The sequence below is a fragment of the Paenibacillus sp. FSL H8-0332 genome (assembly GCF_037963835.1).
GTDB lineage: Bacteria > Bacillota > Bacilli > Paenibacillales > Paenibacillaceae > Paenibacillus_AQ > Paenibacillus_AQ rhizoplanae.
Genome location: NZ_CP150145.1, coordinates 5,535,117 through 5,556,696 on the forward strand (window position 1 = coordinate 5,535,117; position 21,580 = coordinate 5,556,696).

A 21,580-nucleotide genomic window follows, 5' to 3' on the forward strand; every position below is an offset into this window, starting at 1 on the left:
AAGTGGGATGTAGGGGCTTACTTCTTCAGACCTTTATCCTTCAGGAATTGTTCAAATTGCTTGGTGACTTCCGCCACGTATTTCTCCTCGCCCGCTTCCTTCAGCTTGCCGTACAGCGTAGGCCAGGTCTCTTCAAAATCAAGCGTACCGGTAACCAGTCCCCGTTTGTATTCTCCCCACACGGCGTTCAGGTTGGCAATTTCGGTATTCACCGGCTCGGAATTGAATTTGAAGGCACCGACAGGATTGACCTCGGAATCAGAATTGATCTTCTTGGTCTCTTCCCAGACATTCTCCGGCTGTCCTTCCTTCAGATAAGAGTTGAACACACTCCCGAACACCCAGTCCATATTCGGCAGGTAACGGGAATCTGCTTTGGCCTTGATGTACTCTCCATCGGCCTTATCATAATGTTCACCGGCAATGCCGTTACAGAGCAGATTGTACAGCTCCTTGTCGGTATTCACCAGATTCAGGAACATCATCGCGCGTTCGGGATTAGGAGCAGTACGGCTGATGGACTGGTTGGTGGTGGCTGAATAGCCGTTGGAGAACCAGTCGCTAAGCGGAACGGTGATCACATCATTGCCGCCGTTTTTGGCCTTCACCTCAGCCTCAACCCCCGGCTTCAGCGTCACGTTGAAATCGACGGCAATTTGGCCTTTCGCCAGGTAATCATTCGCTTTTTCGGTGGCGGCATCCTTGTAAATATAGCCATCCTTATACCATTTGCTGGCCAGCCGGAAATTGTTCAGCTCTTCTTCGGGATAGCGCTGTAATGTATAAGTGGGATCATCCGTTTTAATATAGAAATGGTCATCCAGACCTGGAACCACCCAGTACTTGTCGTCATGAGCCTCGGGATTGATGAAGGAGGTACCGAATATGCCAAACGGAATGATGTCCGGCTCATTCTGCTTAATCTGGGCCAGGAATGGCTCGATATCGGCTACTTTTTTGATGGAAGCGGTGTCAAGTTTGTACTTGTCAGCGAAGCGCTTCTGGATGATGAATCCATACCGGGAGCCGTTGATCTGCTGGTTCGGGATGCCGTATATCTCCCCGTCCACCGAGAGGCCGTCCCACATGACCTGCGGCACATCCTTCTTCAGCTCCGGCGCATACTGCTCAAGCAGAGCATCCATCGGCTGGATGGCGCCCTTGCGCACCAGCTCTTCAGGCTTCAGCATGTAGCCGGTCCAGAGAATATCGAACTTCTCGCCTGCCGCAAGCACCGTGTTCATCTTCTGCACATAATCCCCGATCGCTACAGGCATCAGCTTGACGGTGGCATTGATCTTCGCCTTCGTAATCTTGTTTACTTCCTCCTGCACCTTAGCCTGATCCGCCTGAAGCTGCGACAACGGATAATACCAGGTCAGTTCAACCGGCTTCAGCTCCCCTGCGTTTCCAGATTCCGGAGCCGCACTTTGTGCGGTATCCGTCCCGCTTCCTTCCGTGCCTGTCCCGGCATTCGTGCCGCCGTTATTATTCCCACCGCAGCCTGACAGCACAGATGCAACCAGCATTACGGACGCCAATACTCCAACCAGCCTTTTTCTCATGTAAGTGACCTCCTGTACTTAGTACATGTAATTGTATGTTAACCCTTTAGGGAGCCAACCGTAAGTCCTTTGACGAAAAACCGCTGAAAAAACGGGAAGATCACCAGCATCGGTCCGCCGGCCAGTACAGCAATCGCCATCCGCGCCGAGCTGTTCGGGAAGCTGCTCAGATCAATCCCAAGCTGTCCGGTAAATTCAGAGTTCGTCGTCAGAAACTCGATGCTGTTGAGCGTCCGCACCAACAGAAGCTGCAGCGGCACCTTGTTCGGATCGTCGATATAGAGCATCGCGTTGAACCATTCGTTCCAGTAGGTGAAGGAGATCAGCAGGCCCAGCGTCGCCAGCGCCGGAGTGGACAGCGGCAGGATGATCCGGAAGAAAATGCGGAATTCCCGCGCCCCGTCGATTTTGGCCGATTCAATGATCTCCAGCGGAATCTTGGACATGAAGCCCTTCATGACCATGATGTTGAACGGCGACAGCAGAATAGGCAGAATCAGCGCCAGCAGGCTGTCCTTCAGATGCAGATATTGCGTAATCAGAATGTAGGAAGGAACGAGCCCCCCGCTGAACAGCATGGTGAAAAATACATAGAAGGTCGTCGCCCGGTTATACCGGTAATCCTGCCTTGAAATGACGTATGCGGTCATCGCGGTCAGCAGCAGCCCGGTCAGCGCGCCGAGGATGGTTATCGTGAAGGTCACGCCATAGGCCCGGAGCAGAATGTCAGGAGCGTCCAGCAGATACCGGTAGGCATCCATACTGAAGGACTCAGGGATGAACTGATACCCGTTTGCGGTCAGCGACTTCTCATCCGTCAGCGAGACTGCAATGACCAGCAGGAATGGCAGAATCACCACCAGCGACAACACCGTAAACAGCAGATTAATGAACAGCTTGGAAAATTCGAATTTCTTGCCCACGCTCAGGGCACCTCCTTACCACAGGGAATTATCGGGATCGACCTTGCGCACAATTCCGTTAGCCGTCAGCACCAGCACCAGACCTACAACCGACTGGTAAAAGCCTGTAGCCGCAGACATGCTTACATTGCCGACTTCACGCAGCGCACGGTATACATAGGTATCAATGATATCCGTAGAGCCGTACAGGAAACCGGAGTTATTCGGGATGAAATAATGCAGGCCGAAATCTCCGCGGAACATATTGCCGATGGACAGAATCAGCATAATAATGATGATCGGAGCCATCAGCGGGATCGTGATTTTGAACGCCATCTGCCGCTTGGTTGCCCCGTCGATCCGCGCCGCCTCGTAATATTCACTGTTAATGCCAATAATCCCGGCAAAATAAATCAGCGTATTGAAGCCCACGACCTTCCATAATTGAACCAGAATAAGAATGACCGGCCACGGCCCGGCATCCTGGTACCAGCTCACCGGATTCAGCCCGAAGGATTCCAGCGTGCGGTTGATAAAACCATCCGAATGGTTCAGGAAAGCATAGGCCACATAACCCACAAGTACCCATGAAAGGAAATGTGGCAGAAACAAGGCTGTCTGGTAGAACTTGCTCCATTTCGCCTTGATTTCATTCATTAGAATCGCCAGCAGCAGTGCGGCCGAGGTACCTGCCACAATGTAGGCGGTATTATATAGAACCGTATTCCGGGTAATCCGCCATGCCGTATCCGTAGTGAATAAATAACGGAAATTATCCAGTCCCACCCACTTACTGCCGAAGATACCGAGATCATACCGGTAATTCTTGAAGGCGATAATCAGGCCGATCATGGGAATGTAGGCAAAAATCAATTTGTACAACAGTCCCGGCAGTGAGAGCAGAAACAGCTCCCGGTTGTTCTTGAAATGATGCAGCTCTCTTCCGATCTTATTCAACATAACCAAAGCCCCTTCCTTTCCTTCCTTAGCTGCAGCTGTTTGCCTGTGTCCCAGGCTTTGCACGACTAACATAGCGCAGAATCCGGCTGTAGCGTTACTGTACAATTGCAAGAATGCTGTAACGGCGGGCTGTATTGTTGCCAGATTCCTGTTCCGGCGGGCGCAGAACTCAGGTGCGGCGCAAAAAGCCCGCTAAATGAGCAGCGCTCATTCAGCGGACTTGTGGTTGGCGTATGAAGAGAAGGGGGTTATTTGCTGCGGTCAATAGCCGATTTCAGACGGTACTCCTTCGGCGTAGTACCGTAGCGGCGTTTGAACAGGCGGTAGAAATAGCTCTCATTCCCGAATCCGACCTTCTCCATAATCTCAGTCACAGTCAGGTCCTTCTGCTCCAGATACTCTCTGGCACAGGACAGCCGGGCGGCATTGATCTGGTCGACCACAGTCGTCCCTTCCTGCGCCTTGAACACCTGCCCCAGGTACACGGAGCTCATCTTGAGCATATCGGCGATCCGCTGCACATTGAGATCGGGATCAGCATAATGCTTATCAATAATTTCCTTCACCGTTTCCGCCAGCAGCCGGTTCTTGTCTTCCCGCCCGCTCCGGCGCTGCTCCGCGACTTCACGCACCACCTCCAGAAGGACAGTCTCGATCTCATCCAGTGTTTCCTTTTCCAGAATCCGCCGGTTAATCGCCTGAAGGTTGACCGAGACCGGGTTCACGTTACGGCTGTTCATCTCGCCAAGCGTCTGGTTTAAGGTCACAGCAAGATGCAGCACCGCAGAGTACATATTCTCGTAGCTGAAGCCGCCGAGCAGCTCTCTCCATTTACGGATCGTCTGCTCCGTCTCTGCCAGATCTCCGCCCTTCAGCCCGTCCGTCAGCTGCCGTTCCAGCTCCTGCGGGATACGCAGCGCTTCATTCTGCTCATTCTCCCGGAGCAGCCCAGGCTCCATAACCGCTCCCTTGCCGAAGATCATCCGGTAGTTGGAGTGGCGTATAGCCAGATTGTAATGCCGGGTAATGAGGCGGTAATCGCTTAACACTTCGCTTAGTGTAACGGTAAAAGTAATATGATAATAACGGGCAATCTTCTGCTGAAGCTCCCTGAAGCGCTCCTCCAGCTTCGCCAGCTCCTCCTCCGTGTTCCCGGCAACGAAGACCAGATGGCCGCTCTTCATATCTGCGGCTTCACAGGACCCTTCCAGGCGCAGTACCTCCTGGCCGATGTTGGCTATGGCGAAATACAGCAGGGATTCCATCGGCAGTCCCGGCTCTGCCGCAAGCCCCTGCAGATTGTCGATCTGAACGAGCGCCAGACGGAGCGGGGACGGATAGGCGATGTCAATGCTGTGCTGCTCCCTGAGCTGCATGAAGGCCTGCTCATCCAGGCTGTGGCTTGCGCCGATCAGGCTGCGGAGCTGATAGAGCTTGGCAACATTGGACTGCGAGGCCCGCTCCAGCTCAAGGCCCTTGAGCTTACTGATCATCTCGGTGAGGTTGGCCGCAATCAGCGACAGCTCATCCTTGGCCTGCGGCGCCCCGCGGACATCCTGCGGAACCAGTGTCAGCAGTTGGCCTACCGGCTTATACAGACGTATCGCAAAGAACACGGACAGCAGGACGGCGAGCAGAACTACGGACAGTGTGACCGCGATCTCCGTCCATTTCATCTGCCGGACGCTGCCCAGCACCACATCATAATCCTGCATGCTGACAATCTGCCAGTTGTTCAGGGCTTTGCTCAGATAAGTAACCTTATACTTCGTGTCGTCATGCTTATAGTTGAAGGAATCCAGCGGCCTGCCCGATTCACTGATCCGCGGCAGCAGCTCCCCCTTGAGGTTGAGATCCTCAGGCAGCTGCCCGCCGGTGGAGATGAGTACCTCACCGTCGGTATCGGTCACGAATAGAACATCACTTTGCCGCTCGGCTACCTGGTTAAGCGCTTTCATGTTGTCCAGCATCCAGCCCGGCTTCACCGTCAGAATTAGCACATTGTCATTGATTGAACCCAGGGTCTCCCCGTCATACAGGAAGAACGCAAAGACATCAATGCCCTCGCCCTTTCCGTCCAGGTCCAGCGGAATAAGCTGTAGCTTCGGCAAGTCTGCTCTGGAGTCCATATAGCCCTGAAGGGAGCTGTACAGAAGATTATTATCAATCTCATGATTCAGCGACGAGAAGAAGCGGTGCTGGGCCCCGTTATAGAATACAGCCGCATGAAGATACGGGGACGCTGCGACCGTATGGTTAAGCCGTTCAATTTTGAGAATGCTCTGCCTGTAATCCGCACCGGACTTCAGCGCCAGCAATTCCTCGTCATTGTACAGGGACACCGCCAGATCTTTTACGATCCCGTTCATGTTCTCGATATTGTAATTGATCTGGGTCAGCAGCTTGCGGTCGGCTTCATTCTGCAGGCTAAGCACCTTGCTGCGGGCACCCGAGTTCACAAACAGCGAGGCCACAGCCAGTATAGCGACAACAAGCATGAAGCTGAGTAAGATCCGTTGCAGATATTTCCGCGAACGGATCGTCTGAAGTACATTCATAGGTGATCTCTCCCGGCTCTTAGGGTGACCTTACTATAATCCCGCGCCAAATTGCTTGTCAATCGGTGGTTCTGTGAGCCGCCTTCGGGAATTCTTACGTACCGGGCAGCTGATCCGGCTCGCACCGAAGCAGCTCCTGGAGAAGGGTCCGGGCAATCACCTCATGTCCCGGGGCATCCGGGTGGATGCCGTCGCCGTATCTATAGGAGGCATTCAGCGACCGCTCATGCCGGATATGCTCCAGCAGCGGTGTGCGCAGATCAATGACTCCGTCCGCCGGACACCCCCCGGACAGCAGCCAGCCTGCATAACGCTCCAGCACCTGATCATAGTCTTCATACGGCGCCAGATAGCTGAAGTCGGCCGCATCCGCCGGCTGCAGTGGACCGTTCATGGACAAGGCATCGAACGGCGGCGGTGTCATGAGCACTACCCCTGCTCCGGTATCACGAATCTGTGTGCTGAGCGCCAGCATCCCCGCCTGATAGGCAGCGAACCGCTTATCCGAGAACGGATGATAGATTCCGTCATTCATCCCATAACAGGCTACGGCCACATCGGGAGCGGCTGCCGCCAGTTCCCCGGCCAGCCGCTCATGGACGCTCGGCCGCGGGCCGGGATGCGCCGCTTCGCTGAGTCCCGAGACCGTCTCGCTGGGAACTCCGGCTGGAATCAGCTCAGCGGTCCACTCCGGCCGGTGTATGTTCAACCAATCCTGGATCAACCTGATATATTGTCCGTCAGCTGTAATACTGTCCCCGAGGAACAGTATCCGGGGATTTCTGTTATTCCGTGTAACTCTATCCTTAAGTATATTCCGCATTCTTTGCCCTCCTGACCTTGGCGCAGGTCTCACTGCCTGGCCGCAGCCAGGCCGGTACACCGCCACCCTAATGGTAGCGCCGCCCGCGCCTTTGCGCCTTGACGATCCCGACCTTCTTTAGCATAATATGGCCATGACTACCAAAATCCTAGCGCGGGATATCGGCCTTGAGCCGGGTTTTACCTTTAGAATCCAGAAATGCCCGCTGACCCACGATTACTACGTCCACAGCCATGATTTCTCGGAGCTTGTCGTTATTCTGTCGGGAAATGCCGTTCATATCATCGAGGGGAGGGAATATCCGGTTACCGCCGGCCAGGTTTTTCTAATCCACAGCAACGTTTCCCACGGCTACAAGAATGTCGACGGCATCGAATACGTCAATGTGATGTTCCAGCCGGAGCAGCTGCTTCAGCAGTCCGAGTTAAGACTTCTGCCAGGCTTCCAGGCACTGTTCTATATTGAGCCGTTCTACCGGAAGGAGATGTACTTCAAGGGCATGCTCTCTCTTGAAGCCGGGCAGCTAAGGGAAGCTACGCGGCTGCTCGATGATATTCTGGAGGAGCATGACCGGCAGCCGGAAGGCTACCGGCTGATGATCCGTACCTATTTCACCGCTCTGGTAGGCATGCTCTCCCGCTATTATCAGAACAGCAGCGGCCATGAGGATAACAAGGCGCTGCGGATCGGGGAGACCGTCACCTATATCGAGGAGCATTTCCTGCAGCCGGTCACGCTGCAATCCATGGCTGACCGGGCCTATATGTCTACCCGCCAGTTCCTGAGAGTATTCACCCGCAACTATCACACCACCCCTATGGATTATGTCATCCGCAAGCGGCTGGATTATTCCTGCACACTGCTGCGCAGCCCCGGCCTGAGCATCTCCCAGGTGGCGATGGACAGCGGCTTCCATGACCAGAATTATTACTCCCGCCAGTTCCGCAAGGTATTTAACTGTAGTCCCAGCCAATACCGCGAGCGGATGCTGGGCTCCTGACCGCTGCCCGGGCGGGCGCTCAGCCCTCCCCCAGATCGGTCACGGCAGCAGCCTCATCCCGCTGGCGCAACCGCTGCCGGTAGGCTCCGGGGGTCACTCCGAATCTGGCGCTGAACAGCCGGGTCATATAATTGGGGTCCTGAATGCCTACCCGTTCGGCAATTTCCGCGATACTCAGTACCGTACCGCCCAGCAGCTTCTTCGCTTCCTCCAGACGCAGATGTAGCACATACTGCAGCGGTGTGGTGCCGATATGCTGCTTCATGCACCTCGTAATATAATCCGCCTGGAAATGCAGCTCCTCCTCAAGCCGGGCCAGATGAAACGGCTCCCTCCAATGAACATCCAGATAGGCCGCGGCAGCCCGGGCCAGCCGGACTGCCGGCTCCGGCTGGATCGTCCGTTCACATTCCGCCTGCAGTCCCGCCAGCAGCCCGGCCAGCAGCAGATGCAGCCGCAGCGCGTTCCCTGCGCTGAGCCGGCTATGAATCTCGTTCATCTCCCGCAAGATCGGCTCCAGCCTCTCTACATCGACCGCAGCGAACTTCGGCAGGTACAGCCGCTGCCGGACAGGCTCCTCGTCCTCCACCGTTCCCTTGGACAGCAGGGAAGACCAGGGAATATCCCCGTGCCGGATATAGGCCGGCTTAGATTCATGGATGAAGTGGACCCAGAAGATCTCCGTATCCTCCTCGCAGGCCCGGTAGCCGTCATGTGGCCGTCCCGCCTCCAGCACCAGCAGCATTCCCGGACCCACTGCATACTCCTTGCCTTCTTCTGTCATATAGAGCGTTCCCCGCTTGACCAGCAGCAGATCATATACCCCGAACGTGCGGGCGAAATGCCGGTCCCCCGCCGACCAGACGGCATGTCCCACCGTGACGAACTGCGGCAGCGGCGGAATGGCAAATTCCAGGCACAGCATGATATCACCTCCTCTCTTAAGTCGGTTTTGTGCTATTTAAGGTCTATATTATCACTGGCTGCTGCGGCAATAAAGAGGTACATTGACTGGGAATTCGCTTTTCATTCTATTCCATAAGGGGCTGTGTATCCATGCGTTTTCGTCAGGTTCACCTTGATTTCCATACTTCAGAAGCCATTCCCGGCATTGGCCGTGAATTCTCCAAAGCCCAGTTTCAGTCCATGCTGCGCACAGGGCATGTAGACTCTATCACCGTATTCTCCAAATGTCATCACGGCTGGGCCTATCATCCCAGTGAAGCCAATGAGATGCACCCCCAGCTCACCTTCGACCTGCTGGGCGAAATGATTGAGGCTGCTCATGAGATCGGAGTCCGCACACCGGTGTATCTGTCAGCAGGTCTGGACGAGAAGCTGGCCCGCCGCCATCCGGAGTGGCTAATCCGCGACGACGAGGACCGGACCCGGTGGGTGAAGGATTTCATGACTCCGGGTTACCACGAGTTCTGTATGAACACGCCTTATCTGGACATCCTGCTGGCCCAGATTCATGAGGCTGCTTCCCGCTACGATGCTGACGGCATCTTCCTGGACATCGTTGGTTGCCGTAAATGCCGTTGCCAATATTGCGTCACCGCTCTGCGGGCCGCAGGTCAGGACCCCCGGGATGAAGCTGCCGTCATCGCCCTCGGTGAGCAGACTTACCTGAATTATGCCCACCGTGTGCGGGAGACCATTGATGCCGTGAAGCCCGGTCTTCCGGTCTACCATAACAACGGCCATCAGCAGCGGGGACGCCGCGACCTCGTGCAGGTCAACAGCCATCTGGAGCTGGAGTCCCTGCCCACCGGAGGCTGGGGATATGATCATTTCCCGCTGTCCGCACGCTACGCCCAGACGCTGGGCATGGAATTCCTCGGCATGACCGGCAAATTCCATACCTCCTGGGGAGAGTTCGGCGGCTATAAGCATCCGAACGCGCTGCGCTTCGAGACTGCGCTTAGCCTGGCCCACGGTGCCAGATGCTCCATCGGTGATCAGCTCCATCCCTCCGGCCTGATGGATGAGGCAACTTACGCCCTGATCGGCACTGCCTACAGCGAGGTCAAGGCGAAGGAGGAATGGTGCAGCGGGGTCACTGCTGTGGCCGATATTGCCGTCTTATCGCTGGAAGCGGCACGGGAGGCCTGTCCCGGCGGGCAAGCACGCAGAGGAGAGCGTAATCTGGCTGACGCCGGAGTGGTGCGGATGCTGACCGAAGGGCATTACCTGTATGATATCGTAGATACATTCAGCGATTTTAGCGCGTACAAGGTGCTGATTCTCCCGGATGAGGTATCTGTATGGCCTGAGCTGGCCGATGCCATAGAGAGCTTCACGGCTGGCGGCGGCAAGTTGCTGGTTACCGGATGCTCGGGATTGAACCTGGCCGGGAATGCATTTGCCCTGAACATGGGAATCACCTGGCTTGGAGAGAACCCGTACCAGCCCGCGTATTTCAAGCCCTATTTCACACCCGGTGCGTTATTGCCTGCTTCCTTTGTCATGTACGGCGAAGGTCAGCTAATCGAATTGCAGGAAGGACAAGGAGAGGCACTCGGACACCTGGAGAACCCTTATTTTAACCGTGACGTCTTCACCTTCTGTTCCCACCAGCACACGCCGGGCGCGATGGAGAACAATGGTCCGGGAATGACCGAGAGCAGCAGCGGAATCTATATCGCCTGGAAGGTATTCAGCGAGTACGCCGAAGCCGGCTCTCTTATCTTGAAGGAGTTGGTGCTGCATGCACTGTCTCGCCTGCTCCCCCTTCCTTCCCTGCGCACCAATCTGCCGGCCCGCGGCATAACGACCCTGCAGTATCAGCAGGCAGAGCAGCGTTATGTCAATCATCTGCTCCATGCTGCACCTGCCCTGAAGGGCCGGATTGAAGTCATCGAGGACCTCGTGCCGCTCCATGATATTACCGTCAGCCTGCGGCTCCCGTCTCCCGGCCCCGTCCACCGGGTTTATCTGGCTCCTTACATGACAGAATTGCCGTTCACACTCAGCCAGGATGGCGAGATTACTTACACGATTCCCTACCTGGAGAATCATCAGATGGCGGTAATTGAGCTGGTGTAGATTAGGTCCATTTATAGTAGAATAATAAGAGCTATACCATTGCCTAGAATGAGAGGATGACCGGGATGCTTCAGTCCATTGTGCACATTGCTCTAGTCGTTAAGGATTATGATGAAGCCATAGAATTTTATACAAACAAGCTGAATTTCACATTAGTTGAAGATCTCTATCAGCCCGAGCAGGATAAAAGATGGGTCGTAGTCTCCCCTCCCGGATCAGCAGGCACTACCCTTCTGCTGGCCCGGGCGTCGAAGCCTGAACAAGAGTCCTTTATCGGCAATCAGGCAGGCGGACGGGTATTTCTTTTTCTGAACACCGATAACTTCTGGAGAGATTATCATGAAATGGTCTCCAGAGGGATTGAATTCGTCAGAGAACCCAAAGAGGAAGCGTACGGAATCGTTGCGGTATTCAAGGATCTGTACGGCAACCTGTGGGACCTGCTGCAGATGAACGCGGACCACCCGATTTCCAAGCGGGTACAATGATTGTACAGCACAACAGGCCAACTCACTGGAGTCCAAATCTATCTTGCAGATAGTTATCCAGAATCCGAAGGGGCTCGTGTAATGCCTGGTTTGGAAACTTATGAGTGACCTTATAGCCTATTCTTGGGGGCACTGACACCGCCAGCTTCTGCAGAACAAATTCTCCCATCCCCATCATATGTGCGCCAATTGAAGCAGGAACGATCGTCCATTGTCTGGCATCCGTCAAAAAAGTAGTAATGAGTCCCGCTGTGTCCAGATGCACACGGGACGGGCACAGCGGGTCCCACCACTGGTCATGTCTGAATTGAAACTCCCGATTCCAATTGACGAAGACTTCATGCTCTGCCGCCAATTCTTCCATTTCTACTGTATCTCCAGCCTGCCGCCCTGGTGCAGCCAAGCGCAACAGCACCATTTCTTCAGTAAAAAACGGTTGAACAGTAACGCTAGGCGATACGATTTCCCGTACCACAAACGCCACATCCATCTCACGCCGCTCAATACTATCAAAAGCCTCCTGAGTATGCTGCGTACGAATCTGCAGCCGGATGGACGGGGTATGCTGATTTAGCATTCTATATACCGGAGGCAAGACAAAGTGGCTTATACTTTCCGCAGCGCTTATGGCCAGACTTAACTGCGAACCGTTAGCCTTTAAGATTTGTGTCTCCCTCCAGAGCGCCTCCCATCTTTCCGCAATGCTGAAAAGGTTCTCCCCGTTTGGAGTCAGACTGATTTTGGGTGCCCCCTTTCTTCGCTCAACCAACAGGCCGCCCATTTCCTGCTCCAACGTCTTTAACCGGTAGCTTACCGTAGCTTGTGACAGGTGCAGCAGTTCGGCCGCTTTACTGATACTCCCCGTCCGTACGATAGCTAGAAACGCTTCAATCCCAGGAAAATACATCGAATACCACCTCAATATATAGAAAATATTAATATAGTTCTCAAAATATTTGCGTTTTACAACATTATTCGTTATGTCTAAAATTATCATTAACACAGACAAGGGGTCAAATAGTCCAGGTTATGAAAAGGTGGTTTAACCATGAAGATTCTCATCGTTGGTCATTTTAACGAGACCGCACAATCAAAGATTACAAGGTATTTTCCGCAAAACTGGAATGTTGTCATTGTCCCGCCCGGACAAGAAATGCTGCATCATATTGAAGATTGCCAGGTCCTCATCCCTGAGCATATCAAAGTGGACCCTAGCCTGCTTGCTACCGCCCAAAAATTAAAATTGGTACAGACCGGTGCAGGTTATGATAATGTCGATATCCCTGCCTGTACACAGCTCGGCATTTGGGTGGCCAATGCAGCAGGAGTGAATGCACATGCCGTGGCCGAACACGTAATGGCACTAATGCTGTCCTATTATAAAAACATACCGTTTCTTGATCATTTCATGAAATCCAGGATGGATGAACATGACTTAGAGTATACAGGGAGTGAATTAGAGGGCAAAACCATTGGGATTATCGGGCTCGGTGCTATCGGAAAAAAAGTAGCTGCGTTTTGCAGGGTTTTTGATATGACTGTGCTGGCTTCTGCGAGAAAGACAGTGGTACAGGCTGACGATTTGGTGACAATGACGGATCTCGATACTCTTCTAAGTACATCGGATATAGTCAGTGTACATGTACCCTTGACTGAGCAGACCGAGCACCTGATCAACCAAGAAGTGTTCAAAAAAATGAAGAATACCGCCCTTTTTATCAATACAGCCCGCGGGGGGATTGTCAACGAAAGAGACTTGATAGATGCCTTAAAAACTGGGGAACTTTCCGGCGCCTGCCTGGATGTGTATGAATCCGAACCGCTTCCTATAGACAGTGAGCTCCGCACTCTGAGTAATGTGATCCTTACTCCCCATACCGCCGGAATGCCCGATGGCCGGAAATTCCACAAAAAAAGATACGATTTCTTTATAGATAATATAAAACGTGTACAAAACGGGAAAGCGCCTGTGAGCAGGCTCAATCAGTTATTATAGTTACGGTGCAATAAAAAAGGCTTATGACATTGTACAATGTCATAAGCCTTTTTTTAGTACCGGCGAGAGGACTCGAACCTCCACGGTTTCCCACTCGATTTTGAGTCGAGCGCGTCTGCCATTCCGCCACGCCGGCATATTATACGTATATATCCGCTAAGGATAATTAAATTTTAGATAGAGAAGCAATTAAAGTATGTTATGAAGTTAAAAATGGTGCGCCCTGAGAGATTCGAACTCCCGGCCTTTTGATTCGTAGTCAAACGCTCTATCCAGCTGAGCTAAGGGCGCAAAATATGGAGCGGACGACGGGAATCGAACCCGCGACCCTCGCCTTGGCAAGGCGATGCTCTACCGCTGAGCCACGTCCGCACACGGTATGTATTCAAATGCTTTGATAAAAATGGCGGAACCGACGGGATTCGAACCCGCGATCTCCTGCGTGACAGGCAGGCATGTTAGGCCAACTACACCACGGTTCCAAATATTGCGGGGGCAGGATTTGAACCTGCGGCCTTCGGGTTATGAGCCCGACGAGCTACCGGGCTGCTCCACCCCGCGTCAGTTATAAAATATTCTCTTCTGGCTTGCAAAGTCTGCATGGTGGAGGCTGAGGGGTTCGAACCCCCGACCCTCTGCTTGTAAGGCAGATGCTCTCCCAGCTGAGCTAAGCCTCCATCGAAGAAGCAACTTAATGATCATAACACATTTTTACGAGATGTACAACCATTAATTTATCAAACAAAAAAGTTGGTGACTCGTATGGGATTCGAACCCATGTTACCTCCGTGAAAGGGAGGTGTCTTAACCCCTTGACCAACGAGCCAGATGAACGAACAATCTTTCGACAACAAAAGGTATTATATCAAATAAAATAGAATAATACAATAGAAATAGAAATAGAAATATTCTATTATATGTTCAGTATCTACATCAAACGCGAAGAGCTCGCTCTTAAGCCCTCTAAGACATCTCTCTATCTGTTGGGCGGCCCAGGAGTCCTGCCTTCACCACGGCTCCCCAGTCTCCTGTGTAGGGTCTCAGAGGAAGCAGACAAGGTGAAATGACGGACATCTCTTCTTTCACTTCTCAGTCTGCCCACGATCTCTATGAAATACATCAGCAATAGCACAACAAAAAACCACCGTTGATAATCAACAGTGGTCTTAAGTGCTTGGCAACGTCCTACTCTCCCAGGACCCTTCGGTCCAAGTACCATCGGCGCTGGAGGGCTTAACGGTCGTGTTCGGGATGGGTACGTGTGGAACCCCTCCGCTATCGCCACCAAACATGATTTTTGCGCTGCGTTGACATCCGTGAGATCACTCCCGCAAAATATCAATCCTCAGAAAGGACATGCAGCTTAAAATCTTTCAGGAATTTGATTCCTGAAAACTGAATCCGAAATGAATCTGCGTGTTAGAAATTTGGATAAGCCCTCGACCGATTAGTATTGGTCAGCTCCATGCATTGCTGCACTTCCACCTCCAACCTATCTACCTCGTCGTCTTCAAGGGGTCTTACATACTGGGAAATCTCATCTTGAGGGGGGCTTCACGCTTAGATGCTTTCAGCGCTTATCCCGTCCGTACGTAGCTACTCAGCCATGCTCCTGGCGGAACAACTGATGCACCAGCGGTACGTCCATCCCGGTCCTCTCGTACTAAGGACAGCTCCTCTCAAATTTCCTGCGCCCACGACAGATAGGGACCGAACTGTCTCACGACGTTCTGAACCCAGCTCGCGTACCGCTTTAATGGGCGAACAGCCCAACCCTTGGGACCTACTTCAGCCCCAGGATGCGATGAGCCGACATCGAGGTGCCAAACCTCCCCGTCGATGTGGACTCTTGGGGGAGATAAGCCTGTTATCCCCAGGGTAGCTTTTATCCGTTGAGCGATGGCCCTTCCATGCGGTACCACCGGATCACTAAGTCCGACTTTCGTCCCTGCTCGACTTGTAGGTCTCGCAGTCAAGCTCCCTTATGCCTTTGCACTCTGCGAATGATTTCCAACCATTCTGAGGGAACCTTTGAACGCCTCCGTTACTCTTTAGGAGGCGACCGCCCCAGTCAAACTGCCCGCCTGACACGGTCCCCGTACCCGGTAAGGGCACTAGGTTAGAACCTAGATACGATCAGGGTGGTATCCCAACGGCGCCTCCGCAGAAGCTTGCGCTCCTGCCTCAACGGCTCCCACCTATCCTGTACAGATCGTACCCAAATTCAATATCAAGCTGCAGTAAAGCTCCATGGGGTCTTTCCGTCTTGTCGCGGGTAACCTGCATCTTCACAGGTATTAAAATTTCACCGGATCTCTCGTTGAGACAGCGCCCAAGTCGTTACGCCATTCGTGCGGGTCAGAATTTACCTGACAAGGAATTTCGCTACCTTAGGACCGTTATAGTTACGGCCGCCGTTTACTGGGGCTTCGGTTCACAGCTTCGGGTTACCCCTAACCACTCCCCTTAACCTTCCAGCACCGGGCAGGCGTCAGCCCGTATACTTCGCCTTACGGCTTCGCACAGACCTGTGTTTTTGCTAAACAGTCGCTTGGGCCTTTTCACTGCGGCCCCCTCGGGCTATTCACCCTACCGAGGCACCTCTTCTCCCGAAGTTACGAGGTCATTTTGCCGAGTTCCTTAACGAGAGTTCTTCCGCGCGCCTTAGAATTCTCTTCTCGCCTACCTGTGTCGGTTTGCGGTACGGGCACCTTCTCCTGGCTAGAGGCTTTTCTTGGCAGTGTGAGATCATGACCTTCGCTACTGTAATTTTCGCTCCCCATCACAGCCTGGCCTTAGTAGTGTGCGGATTTGCCTACACACCAGCCTCACTGCTTAGACGGACATATCCATCAGTCCGCGTCACTACCCTCCTGCGTCACCCCATCGCTCATAGCGGATTACGGTGGTACAGTAATTTCAAACTGTTGTCCTTCGACTACGCCTTTCGGCCTCGCCTTAGGTCCCGACTTACCCTGAGCGGACGAGCCTTCCTCAGGAAACCTTGGGCTTTCGGCGGATCAGATTCTCACTGATCTTTTCGTTACTCATACCGGCATTCTCACTTGTATGCTGTCCAGCGCTCCTTACGGTACACCTTCAACCTACATACAACGCTCCCCTACCCCAGATGCAAAGCATCTAGCCATAGCTTCGGTGGTGTGTTTAGCCCCGTTACATTTTCGGCGCAGAGTCACTCGACCAGTGAGCTATTACGCACTCTTTCAATGGTGGCTGCTTCTAAGCCAACATCCTGGTTGTCTGTGCAACTCCACATCCTTTCCCACTTAACACACACTTGGGGACCTTAGCTGATGGTCTGGGCTGTTTCCCTTTTGACAATGGATCTTAGCACTCACTGTCTGACTCCCGGCAAGAAGTACATGGCATTCGGAGTTTGACTGAGCTTGGTAACCCTTGCGGGCCCCGCACCCAATCAGTGCTCTACCTCCACGACTCCATTCACCGAGGCTAGCCCTAAAGCTATTTCGGGGAGAACCAGCTATCTCCGAGTTCGATTGGAATTTCTCCGCTACCCCCACCTCATCCCCGCATTTTTCAACATGCGTGGGTTCGGGCCTCCAGTGCGTGTTACCGCACCTTCACCCTGGACAGGGGTAGATCACACGGTTTCGGGTCTACGTCCACATACTCATTCGCCCTATTCAGACTCGCTTTCGCTGCGGCTCCGGCTTCTCACCTTAACCTTGCATGTTAAACGTAACTCGCCGGTTCATTCTACAAAAGGCACGCCATCACCCATAGAAAGGGCTCTGACTTTTTGTAAGCACACGGTTTCAGGTTCTATTTCACTCCCCTTCCGGGGTGCTTTTCACCTTTCCCTCACGGTACTGTTTCACTATCGGTCGCCAGGTAGTATTTAGCCTTAGCAGATGGTCCTGCTGGATTCATACGGGGTTTCACGTGCCCCGCACTACTCGGGATCCGTCTCGGAGAGAACACAGTTTAGGCTACAGGGCTTTTACCTCTATCGCGGGCCTTTCCAGACCTCTTCGCCTACCATCTTCCTTTGTAACTCCATGTGAGACGTCCCACAACCCCAAGAGGCAAGCCCCTTGGTTTAGGCTGTTCCGCGTTCGCTCGCCGCTACTGACGGAATCACTATTGTTTTCTCTTCCTCAGGGTACTTAGATGTTTCAGTTCCCCTGGTCTGCCTCTGCATTTCCTATGTATTCAGAAATGAGTAACTGCGAATTACCACAGCTGGGTTTCCCCATTCGGACACCCCCGGATCAAAGCTTGCTTACAGCTCCCCGAGGCAGTTTCGTTGTTCGCCACGTCCTTCGTCGGCTCCTGGCGCCTAGGCATCCTCCGTGTGCTCTTAGTAGCTTAACCAATGCTCCGGCGTTTCGCTTGTTTGCACAATCGAAAACCTTCGCTTAGCATCACTAAAATATTGAAACTTGTTTACACAAGTTCAGCTTAAAGGAATGTTCTAAAACGCAAATTCATTTCGGTATCCAGTTTTCAAGGATCAAAGTTAAAGATGAGAGCTTAAACTCTCAAAACTGACCAACGAGTGAGTATTCGAACCCAAGGGTTCTATTGTGGAAGCTTTAGCTTCCGATTTGAATGTTTCCGTTGCAGGAAACGATTCTCCATAGAAAGGAGGTGATCCAGCCGCACCTTCCGATACGGCTACCTTGTTACGACTTCACCCCAATCATCTACCCCACCTTCGGCGGCTGGCTCCCTTGCGGGTTACCCCACCGACTTCGGGTGTTGTAAACTCTCGTGGTGTGACGGGCGGTGTGTACAAGACCCGGGAACGTATTCACCGCGGCATGCTGATCCGCGATTACTAGCAATTCCGACTTCATGCAGGCGAGTTGCAGCCTGCAATCCGAACTGAGACCGGCTTTGCTGGGATTGGCTCCACCTCGCGGCTTCGCTTCCCGTTGTACCGGCCATTGTAGTACGTGTGTAGCCCAGGTCATAAGGGGCATGATGATTTGACGTCATCCCCACCTTCCTCCGGTTTGTCACCGGCAGTCACTCTAGAGTGCCCAGCTCAACCTGCTGGCAACTAAAGTCAAGGGTTGCGCTCGTTGCGGGACTTAACCCAACATCTCACGACACGAGCTGACGACAACCATGCACCACCTGTCTCAACTTTCCCCGAAGGGCACCTGATGCATCTCTGCTTCGTTAGTTGGATGTCAAGACCTGGTAAGGTTCTTCGCGTTGCTTCGAATTAAACCACATACTCCACTGCTTGTGCGGGTCCCCGTCAATTCCTTTGAGTTTCAGTCTTGCGACCGTACTCCCCAGGCGGAGTGCTTACTGTGTTAACTTCGGCACCAAGGGTATCGAAACCCCTAACACCTAGCACTCATCGTTTACGGCGTGGACTACCAGGGTATCTAATCCTGTTTGCTCCCCACGCTTTCGCGCCTCAGCGTCAGTTACAGCCCAGAAAGTCGCCTTCGCCACTGGTGTTCCTCCACATATCTACGCATTTCACCGCTACACGTGGAATTCCACTTTCCTCTTCTGTACTCAAGTCACCCAGTTTCCAGTGCGACCTCAGGTTGAGCCCAAGGTTTAAACACCAGACTTAAATGACCGCCTGCGCGCGCTTTACGCCCAATAATTCCGGACAACGCTTGCCCCCTACGTATTACCGCGGCTGCTGGCACGTAGTTAGCCGGGGCTTTCTTCTCAGGTACCGTCACTCCGATAGCAGTTACTCTACCGGACGTTCTTCCCTGGCAACAGAGCTTTACGATCCGAAAACCTTCATCACTCACGCGGCATTGCTCCGTCAGGCTTGCGCCCATTGCGGAAGATTCCCTACTGCTGCCTCCCGTAGGAGTCTGGGCCGTGTCTCAGTCCCAGTGTGGCCGTTCACCCTCTCAGGTCGGCTACGCATCGTCGCCTTGGTGAGCCGTTACCCCACCAACTAGCTAATGCGCCGCAGGCCCATCCCCAAGTAGCAGATTGCTCCGCCTTTCATTCTCTCTTCAGGAGAGGAAAGAAATTATCCGGTATTAGCTACCGTTTCCGGTAGTTATCCCAGTCTTGAGGGCAGGTTGCCTACGTGTTACTCACCCGTCCGCCGCTAAGTTAATCAGGAGCAAGCTCCATCATAACTCCGCTCGACTTGCATGTATTAGGCATGCCGCCAGCGTTCGTCCTGAGCCAGGATCAAACTCTCCAAATTGGTATTTAGAAAGAGCGATTGCTCATTTTGAAACATCTGACGAGAATTTTCATTCTCATTTTTGGATCTCGCCGAAGCGATTTCCGATACTCACTCGTTGTTCAGTTTTCAAAGATCAAGCTCGTTGTCAGCGCCGATCACCGCGTCACCAGCAACTTTTATAATATAACACGTTCTCCTTCTGAATGCAACACTTATTTTTAATGAAATACAATGTTTCGTCAGATCAACATGTCCAATCTTCTTGCAGGGCAGCTGCCTTGCGACTGGATATATAATATAGCATGATATATACCCGCTATCAACCCTTAATTTTTACCATTTTCGAGATAGTTCTATAGACTTTCATAGATATCCTATACAAGTCTCTGTACCTGCATAACCATGACCAAAGAGCACATGCAGGGCCTCATATCTAGCAGGACCTGCATGTGCAACTCTCTCCTTAGAGACTAGCCTCTTAATTCGGAATCCAAGGAGTCTGATTCTTCTTAGCTGTACTTGAACGTCCGTTTGAGTTCGAACTCGGCTTGGCGTGGGCCTTATCCTTAGTGGCAGACGTCTGGCTGGAGGTTTTCGCTTTCGCCGCTGCCGGTTTGGATTTTCCTGGTTTTGTATCCTTTGCTGCTGTGGCCTCAGTTCGCCCCTTATCCGGAAGCTCCTCCGTTTCCTGCACTACAGGTTCAGGAATCTGAATCTCGGGTACGCGGTTGTGGGCGAAGTTCTCCATGCCCGGATACGCCGGATATGGCGGAATATTCGATACCATAGGCTGTTCATACATCGGTGAGACCGCGTTAGGCATGGCATTCATTCCTCCAGCATACGGAGAAACCATCCCCATCTGCGGCATGCCGTACACCGGATAACCGTTATACATCGGCTGCTCATAAGGATAAGGCTGAATCGACATTGCGCCGCATCCGCAGGAAGGCCACGGAAGATTAACCTGCTCGCTCTGGTACTGCGGAGCAAATGCAGCATTGTCATTGACAGGGCTTACTGCAGACATATTCACATTGTTATAATCCGGCGCTTCATTAGGATACCATGCTCCGGGATATTGTCCAGGCGGACAAGGATTAATCGGCTGAGCATAGAACGGCGGGCAATCCGGCATAAACGCAGCAGGTTGAACATAACTCGGAGCATTGTTCATGTAATTCATATTGTTCATATTGTTCATATTGTTCATATTGTTCATATTGTTCATATTGTTCATATCCATGTTGGCCATTGGCTCATATACGGGATACACGGGTGCATAATTCATGAAATACGGATTCTCGCTGAGGCCGGGATAGCCATCGCTCTTTCCCCATGGCGAGGTTTTACCCTCATCCCAGGCGGCAGGCTGAACCTCTGATTTATGATGCACTTCTTTGGTTTTCTCTTCCTGCGCGGGAACAGTGATTTGCACATACAAGCTTTGTTTCTCATGCATGACTTCCTGGACAGGCTTAACTTCTGGTGCTTTATTAGGTGCAGGATTAGGTGCAGGATTAGGTGCAGGAACAGAGATTGGGATGGGAACCGCTTCTGCCAGAGGAGCCGGGGCTGGAGCAGGAGCTGGCTTTTCAATGACACCTGTGTAAGTTTTACCGCCAATCGCCGTTTTATCAACCACTGCCGGAGCGGAGGACTGAGCCTGAATTGGAGTTGTATTAGCTTTTACAGGAGAGATGGATTGGGCCTGGATTGGAGAAGTACTGACTTTCTTAGGGATATTCACGACTTCACCCGTCATCAGTGCATTAGGGTTCTTAAGCTGCGGGTTGGCATCAATCATGTCCTTGAGTGTAATTCCCCAAGCCTTGGAGAGCTTCCACAGGGTATCGCCTTGCTTGACAGTATGCTTATAGTAGATATCGTTGTTGTCCGGAACAGGCAGAGCTACAGGCGCAGCCGGGATTTTAACCTTATCTCCAACCGCAAGCACATCTGGATTGGCGATTTGCGGATTGGCCTCGATTATTTTCTGCAGCGGCACTCCATACTTCTGTGATAACGCAAACAGCGAATCACCTTGCTTAACAATGTGTATTTTCACGCAGCA

At 52.7% G+C, this 21,580-nt stretch carries 12 protein-coding genes, 7 tRNA genes and 3 rRNA genes; 4 read left to right on the forward strand and 18 right to left on the reverse strand.

Features of this window, described 5'->3' with window-relative positions:
- Nucleotides 1-17: 17 nt before the first annotated feature.
- The 5 genes from NST43_RS23855 to NST43_RS23875 form a co-directional block, all read right to left on the reverse strand.
- Nucleotides 18-1,565, reverse strand: a complete 1,548-nt coding sequence (locus tag NST43_RS23855; RefSeq protein ID WP_339219802.1) for an ABC transporter substrate-binding protein — start codon at nucleotides 1,563-1,565, stop codon at nucleotides 18-20.
- Nucleotides 1,566-1,603: 38 nt separating this feature from the next.
- Nucleotides 1,604-2,488, reverse strand: a complete 885-nt coding sequence (locus NST43_RS23860) for a carbohydrate ABC transporter permease (RefSeq protein ID WP_339219804.1) — start codon at nucleotides 2,486-2,488, stop codon at nucleotides 1,604-1,606.
- A 15-nt stretch (nucleotides 2,489-2,503) separates the two neighbouring features.
- Complete coding sequence (locus NST43_RS23865) at nucleotides 2,504-3,427, reverse strand: ABC transporter permease subunit (RefSeq protein ID WP_339219806.1); 924 nt, start codon at nucleotides 3,425-3,427, stop codon at nucleotides 2,504-2,506.
- 248 nt (nucleotides 3,428-3,675) lie between these two features.
- Nucleotides 3,676-5,985 (reverse strand): AraC family transcriptional regulator, encoded by a 2,310-nt coding sequence (locus NST43_RS23870; protein ID WP_339219808.1) that lies wholly within the window; start codon nucleotides 5,983-5,985, stop codon nucleotides 3,676-3,678.
- A 94-nt stretch (nucleotides 5,986-6,079) separates the two neighbouring features.
- Nucleotides 6,080-6,808 (reverse strand): GDSL-type esterase/lipase family protein, encoded by a 729-nt coding sequence (locus NST43_RS23875; protein ID WP_339219810.1) that lies wholly within the window; start codon nucleotides 6,806-6,808, stop codon nucleotides 6,080-6,082.
- A 133-nt stretch (nucleotides 6,809-6,941) separates the two neighbouring features.
- On the opposite strand from NST43_RS23875, the gene NST43_RS23880 reads away from it, so the two are divergent.
- Entirely contained in the window at nucleotides 6,942-7,808 is an 867-nt protein-coding gene (locus tag NST43_RS23880) for an AraC family transcriptional regulator (protein WP_339219811.1), read from the forward strand.
- A gap of 19 nt (nucleotides 7,809-7,827) precedes the next feature.
- Here the strand turns inward: NST43_RS23880 and NST43_RS23885 are convergent, their stop codons facing one another.
- Complete coding sequence (locus NST43_RS23885; protein WP_339219812.1) at nucleotides 7,828-8,733, reverse strand: AraC family transcriptional regulator; 906 nt, start codon at nucleotides 8,731-8,733, stop codon at nucleotides 7,828-7,830.
- A 131-nt stretch (nucleotides 8,734-8,864) separates the two neighbouring features.
- Here NST43_RS23885 and NST43_RS23890 point away from each other — a divergent pair, with 131 nt between their 5' ends.
- Nucleotides 8,865-10,856 carry an alpha-amylase family protein gene (locus tag NST43_RS23890; protein WP_339219813.1) on the forward strand — a complete coding sequence of 664 codons (1,992 nt, stop codon included), beginning with the start codon at nucleotides 8,865-8,867 and terminating at the stop codon, nucleotides 10,854-10,856.
- A gap of 65 nt (nucleotides 10,857-10,921) precedes the next feature.
- Complete coding sequence (locus NST43_RS23895; RefSeq protein ID WP_209994237.1) at nucleotides 10,922-11,344, forward strand: VOC family protein; 423 nt, start codon at nucleotides 10,922-10,924, stop codon at nucleotides 11,342-11,344.
- Between the two features lie 22 nt (nucleotides 11,345-11,366).
- Here NST43_RS23895 and NST43_RS23900 read toward each other — a convergent pair whose 3' ends face one another.
- Nucleotides 11,367-12,251: a LysR family transcriptional regulator gene (locus NST43_RS23900; RefSeq protein WP_339219815.1), complete on the reverse strand. Its 885-nt coding sequence runs from the start codon at nucleotides 12,249-12,251 to the stop codon at nucleotides 11,367-11,369.
- Between the two features lie 141 nt (nucleotides 12,252-12,392).
- Between NST43_RS23900 and NST43_RS23905 the strand changes: the two genes are divergently transcribed.
- A complete protein-coding gene (locus NST43_RS23905) occupies nucleotides 12,393-13,340 on the forward strand; it encodes an NAD(P)-dependent oxidoreductase (RefSeq protein ID WP_339219817.1) in 948 nt (315 codons plus the stop codon).
- Nucleotides 13,341-13,397: 57 nt separating this feature from the next.
- On the opposite strand, the gene NST43_RS23910 is transcribed toward NST43_RS23905, so the two are convergent.
- From NST43_RS23910 to NST43_RS23960, 11 genes are all read right to left on the reverse strand, one after another.
- Nucleotides 13,398-13,476 (reverse strand) — tRNA-Leu (locus NST43_RS23910).
- 78 nt (nucleotides 13,477-13,554) lie between these two features.
- Nucleotides 13,555-13,631 (reverse strand) — tRNA-Arg (locus NST43_RS23915).
- Nucleotides 13,632-13,637: 6 nt separating this feature from the next.
- Nucleotides 13,638-13,712, reverse strand: a tRNA-Gly gene (locus NST43_RS23920).
- 32 nt (nucleotides 13,713-13,744) lie between these two features.
- A tRNA-Asp gene (locus NST43_RS23925) sits at nucleotides 13,745-13,822 on the reverse strand.
- Between the two features lie 5 nt (nucleotides 13,823-13,827).
- A tRNA-Met gene (locus tag NST43_RS23930) sits at nucleotides 13,828-13,901 on the reverse strand.
- A gap of 40 nt (nucleotides 13,902-13,941) precedes the next feature.
- Nucleotides 13,942-14,017, reverse strand: a tRNA-Val gene (locus tag NST43_RS23935).
- 74 nt (nucleotides 14,018-14,091) lie between these two features.
- Nucleotides 14,092-14,166, reverse strand: a tRNA-Glu gene (locus tag NST43_RS23940).
- A 346-nt stretch (nucleotides 14,167-14,512) separates the two neighbouring features.
- Nucleotides 14,513-14,629, reverse strand: a 5S ribosomal RNA gene (gene rrf / locus NST43_RS23945).
- A 138-nt stretch (nucleotides 14,630-14,767) separates the two neighbouring features.
- Nucleotides 14,768-17,696: ribosomal RNA gene (locus NST43_RS23950) — 23S ribosomal RNA — on the reverse strand.
- Nucleotides 17,697-17,965: 269 nt separating this feature from the next.
- Nucleotides 17,966-19,524 (reverse strand): 16S ribosomal RNA (locus NST43_RS23955).
- The 16S, 23S and 5S rRNA genes sit together here with 7 tRNA genes alongside, the layout of an rRNA operon.
- A gap of 460 nt (nucleotides 19,525-19,984) precedes the next feature.
- Complete coding sequence (locus NST43_RS23960; RefSeq protein WP_339219818.1) at nucleotides 19,985-21,574, reverse strand: LysM peptidoglycan-binding domain-containing protein; 1,590 nt, start codon at nucleotides 21,572-21,574, stop codon at nucleotides 19,985-19,987.
- Nucleotides 21,575-21,580: the final 6 nt, after the last annotated feature.

Coding starts and splice junctions, on each gene's coding strand:
- NST43_RS23855 (WP_339219802.1), bottom strand. CDS start 1,565: ATGAGAAAAAGGCTGGTTGGAGTATTGGCGTCCGTAATGCTGGTTGCA.
- NST43_RS23865 (WP_339219806.1), bottom strand. CDS start 3,427: ATGTTGAATAAGATCGGAAGAGAGCTGCATCATTTCAAGAACAACCGG.
- NST43_RS23870 (WP_339219808.1), bottom strand. CDS start 5,985: ATGAATGTACTTCAGACGATCCGTTCGCGGAAATATCTGCAACGGATC.
- NST43_RS23875 (WP_339219810.1), bottom strand. CDS start 6,808: ATGCGGAATATACTTAAGGATAGAGTTACACGGAATAACAGAAATCCC.
- NST43_RS23880 (WP_339219811.1), top strand. CDS start 6,942: ATGACTACCAAAATCCTAGCGCGGGATATCGGCCTTGAGCCGGGTTTT.
- NST43_RS23885 (WP_339219812.1), bottom strand. CDS start 8,733: ATGCTGTGCCTGGAATTTGCCATTCCGCCGCTGCCGCAGTTCGTCACG.
- NST43_RS23890 (WP_339219813.1), top strand. CDS start 8,865: ATGCGTTTTCGTCAGGTTCACCTTGATTTCCATACTTCAGAAGCCATT.
- NST43_RS23895 (WP_209994237.1), top strand. CDS start 10,922: ATGCTTCAGTCCATTGTGCACATTGCTCTAGTCGTTAAGGATTATGAT.
- NST43_RS23900 (WP_339219815.1), bottom strand. CDS start 12,251: ATGTATTTTCCTGGGATTGAAGCGTTTCTAGCTATCGTACGGACGGGG.
- NST43_RS23905 (WP_339219817.1), top strand. CDS start 12,393: ATGAAGATTCTCATCGTTGGTCATTTTAACGAGACCGCACAATCAAAG.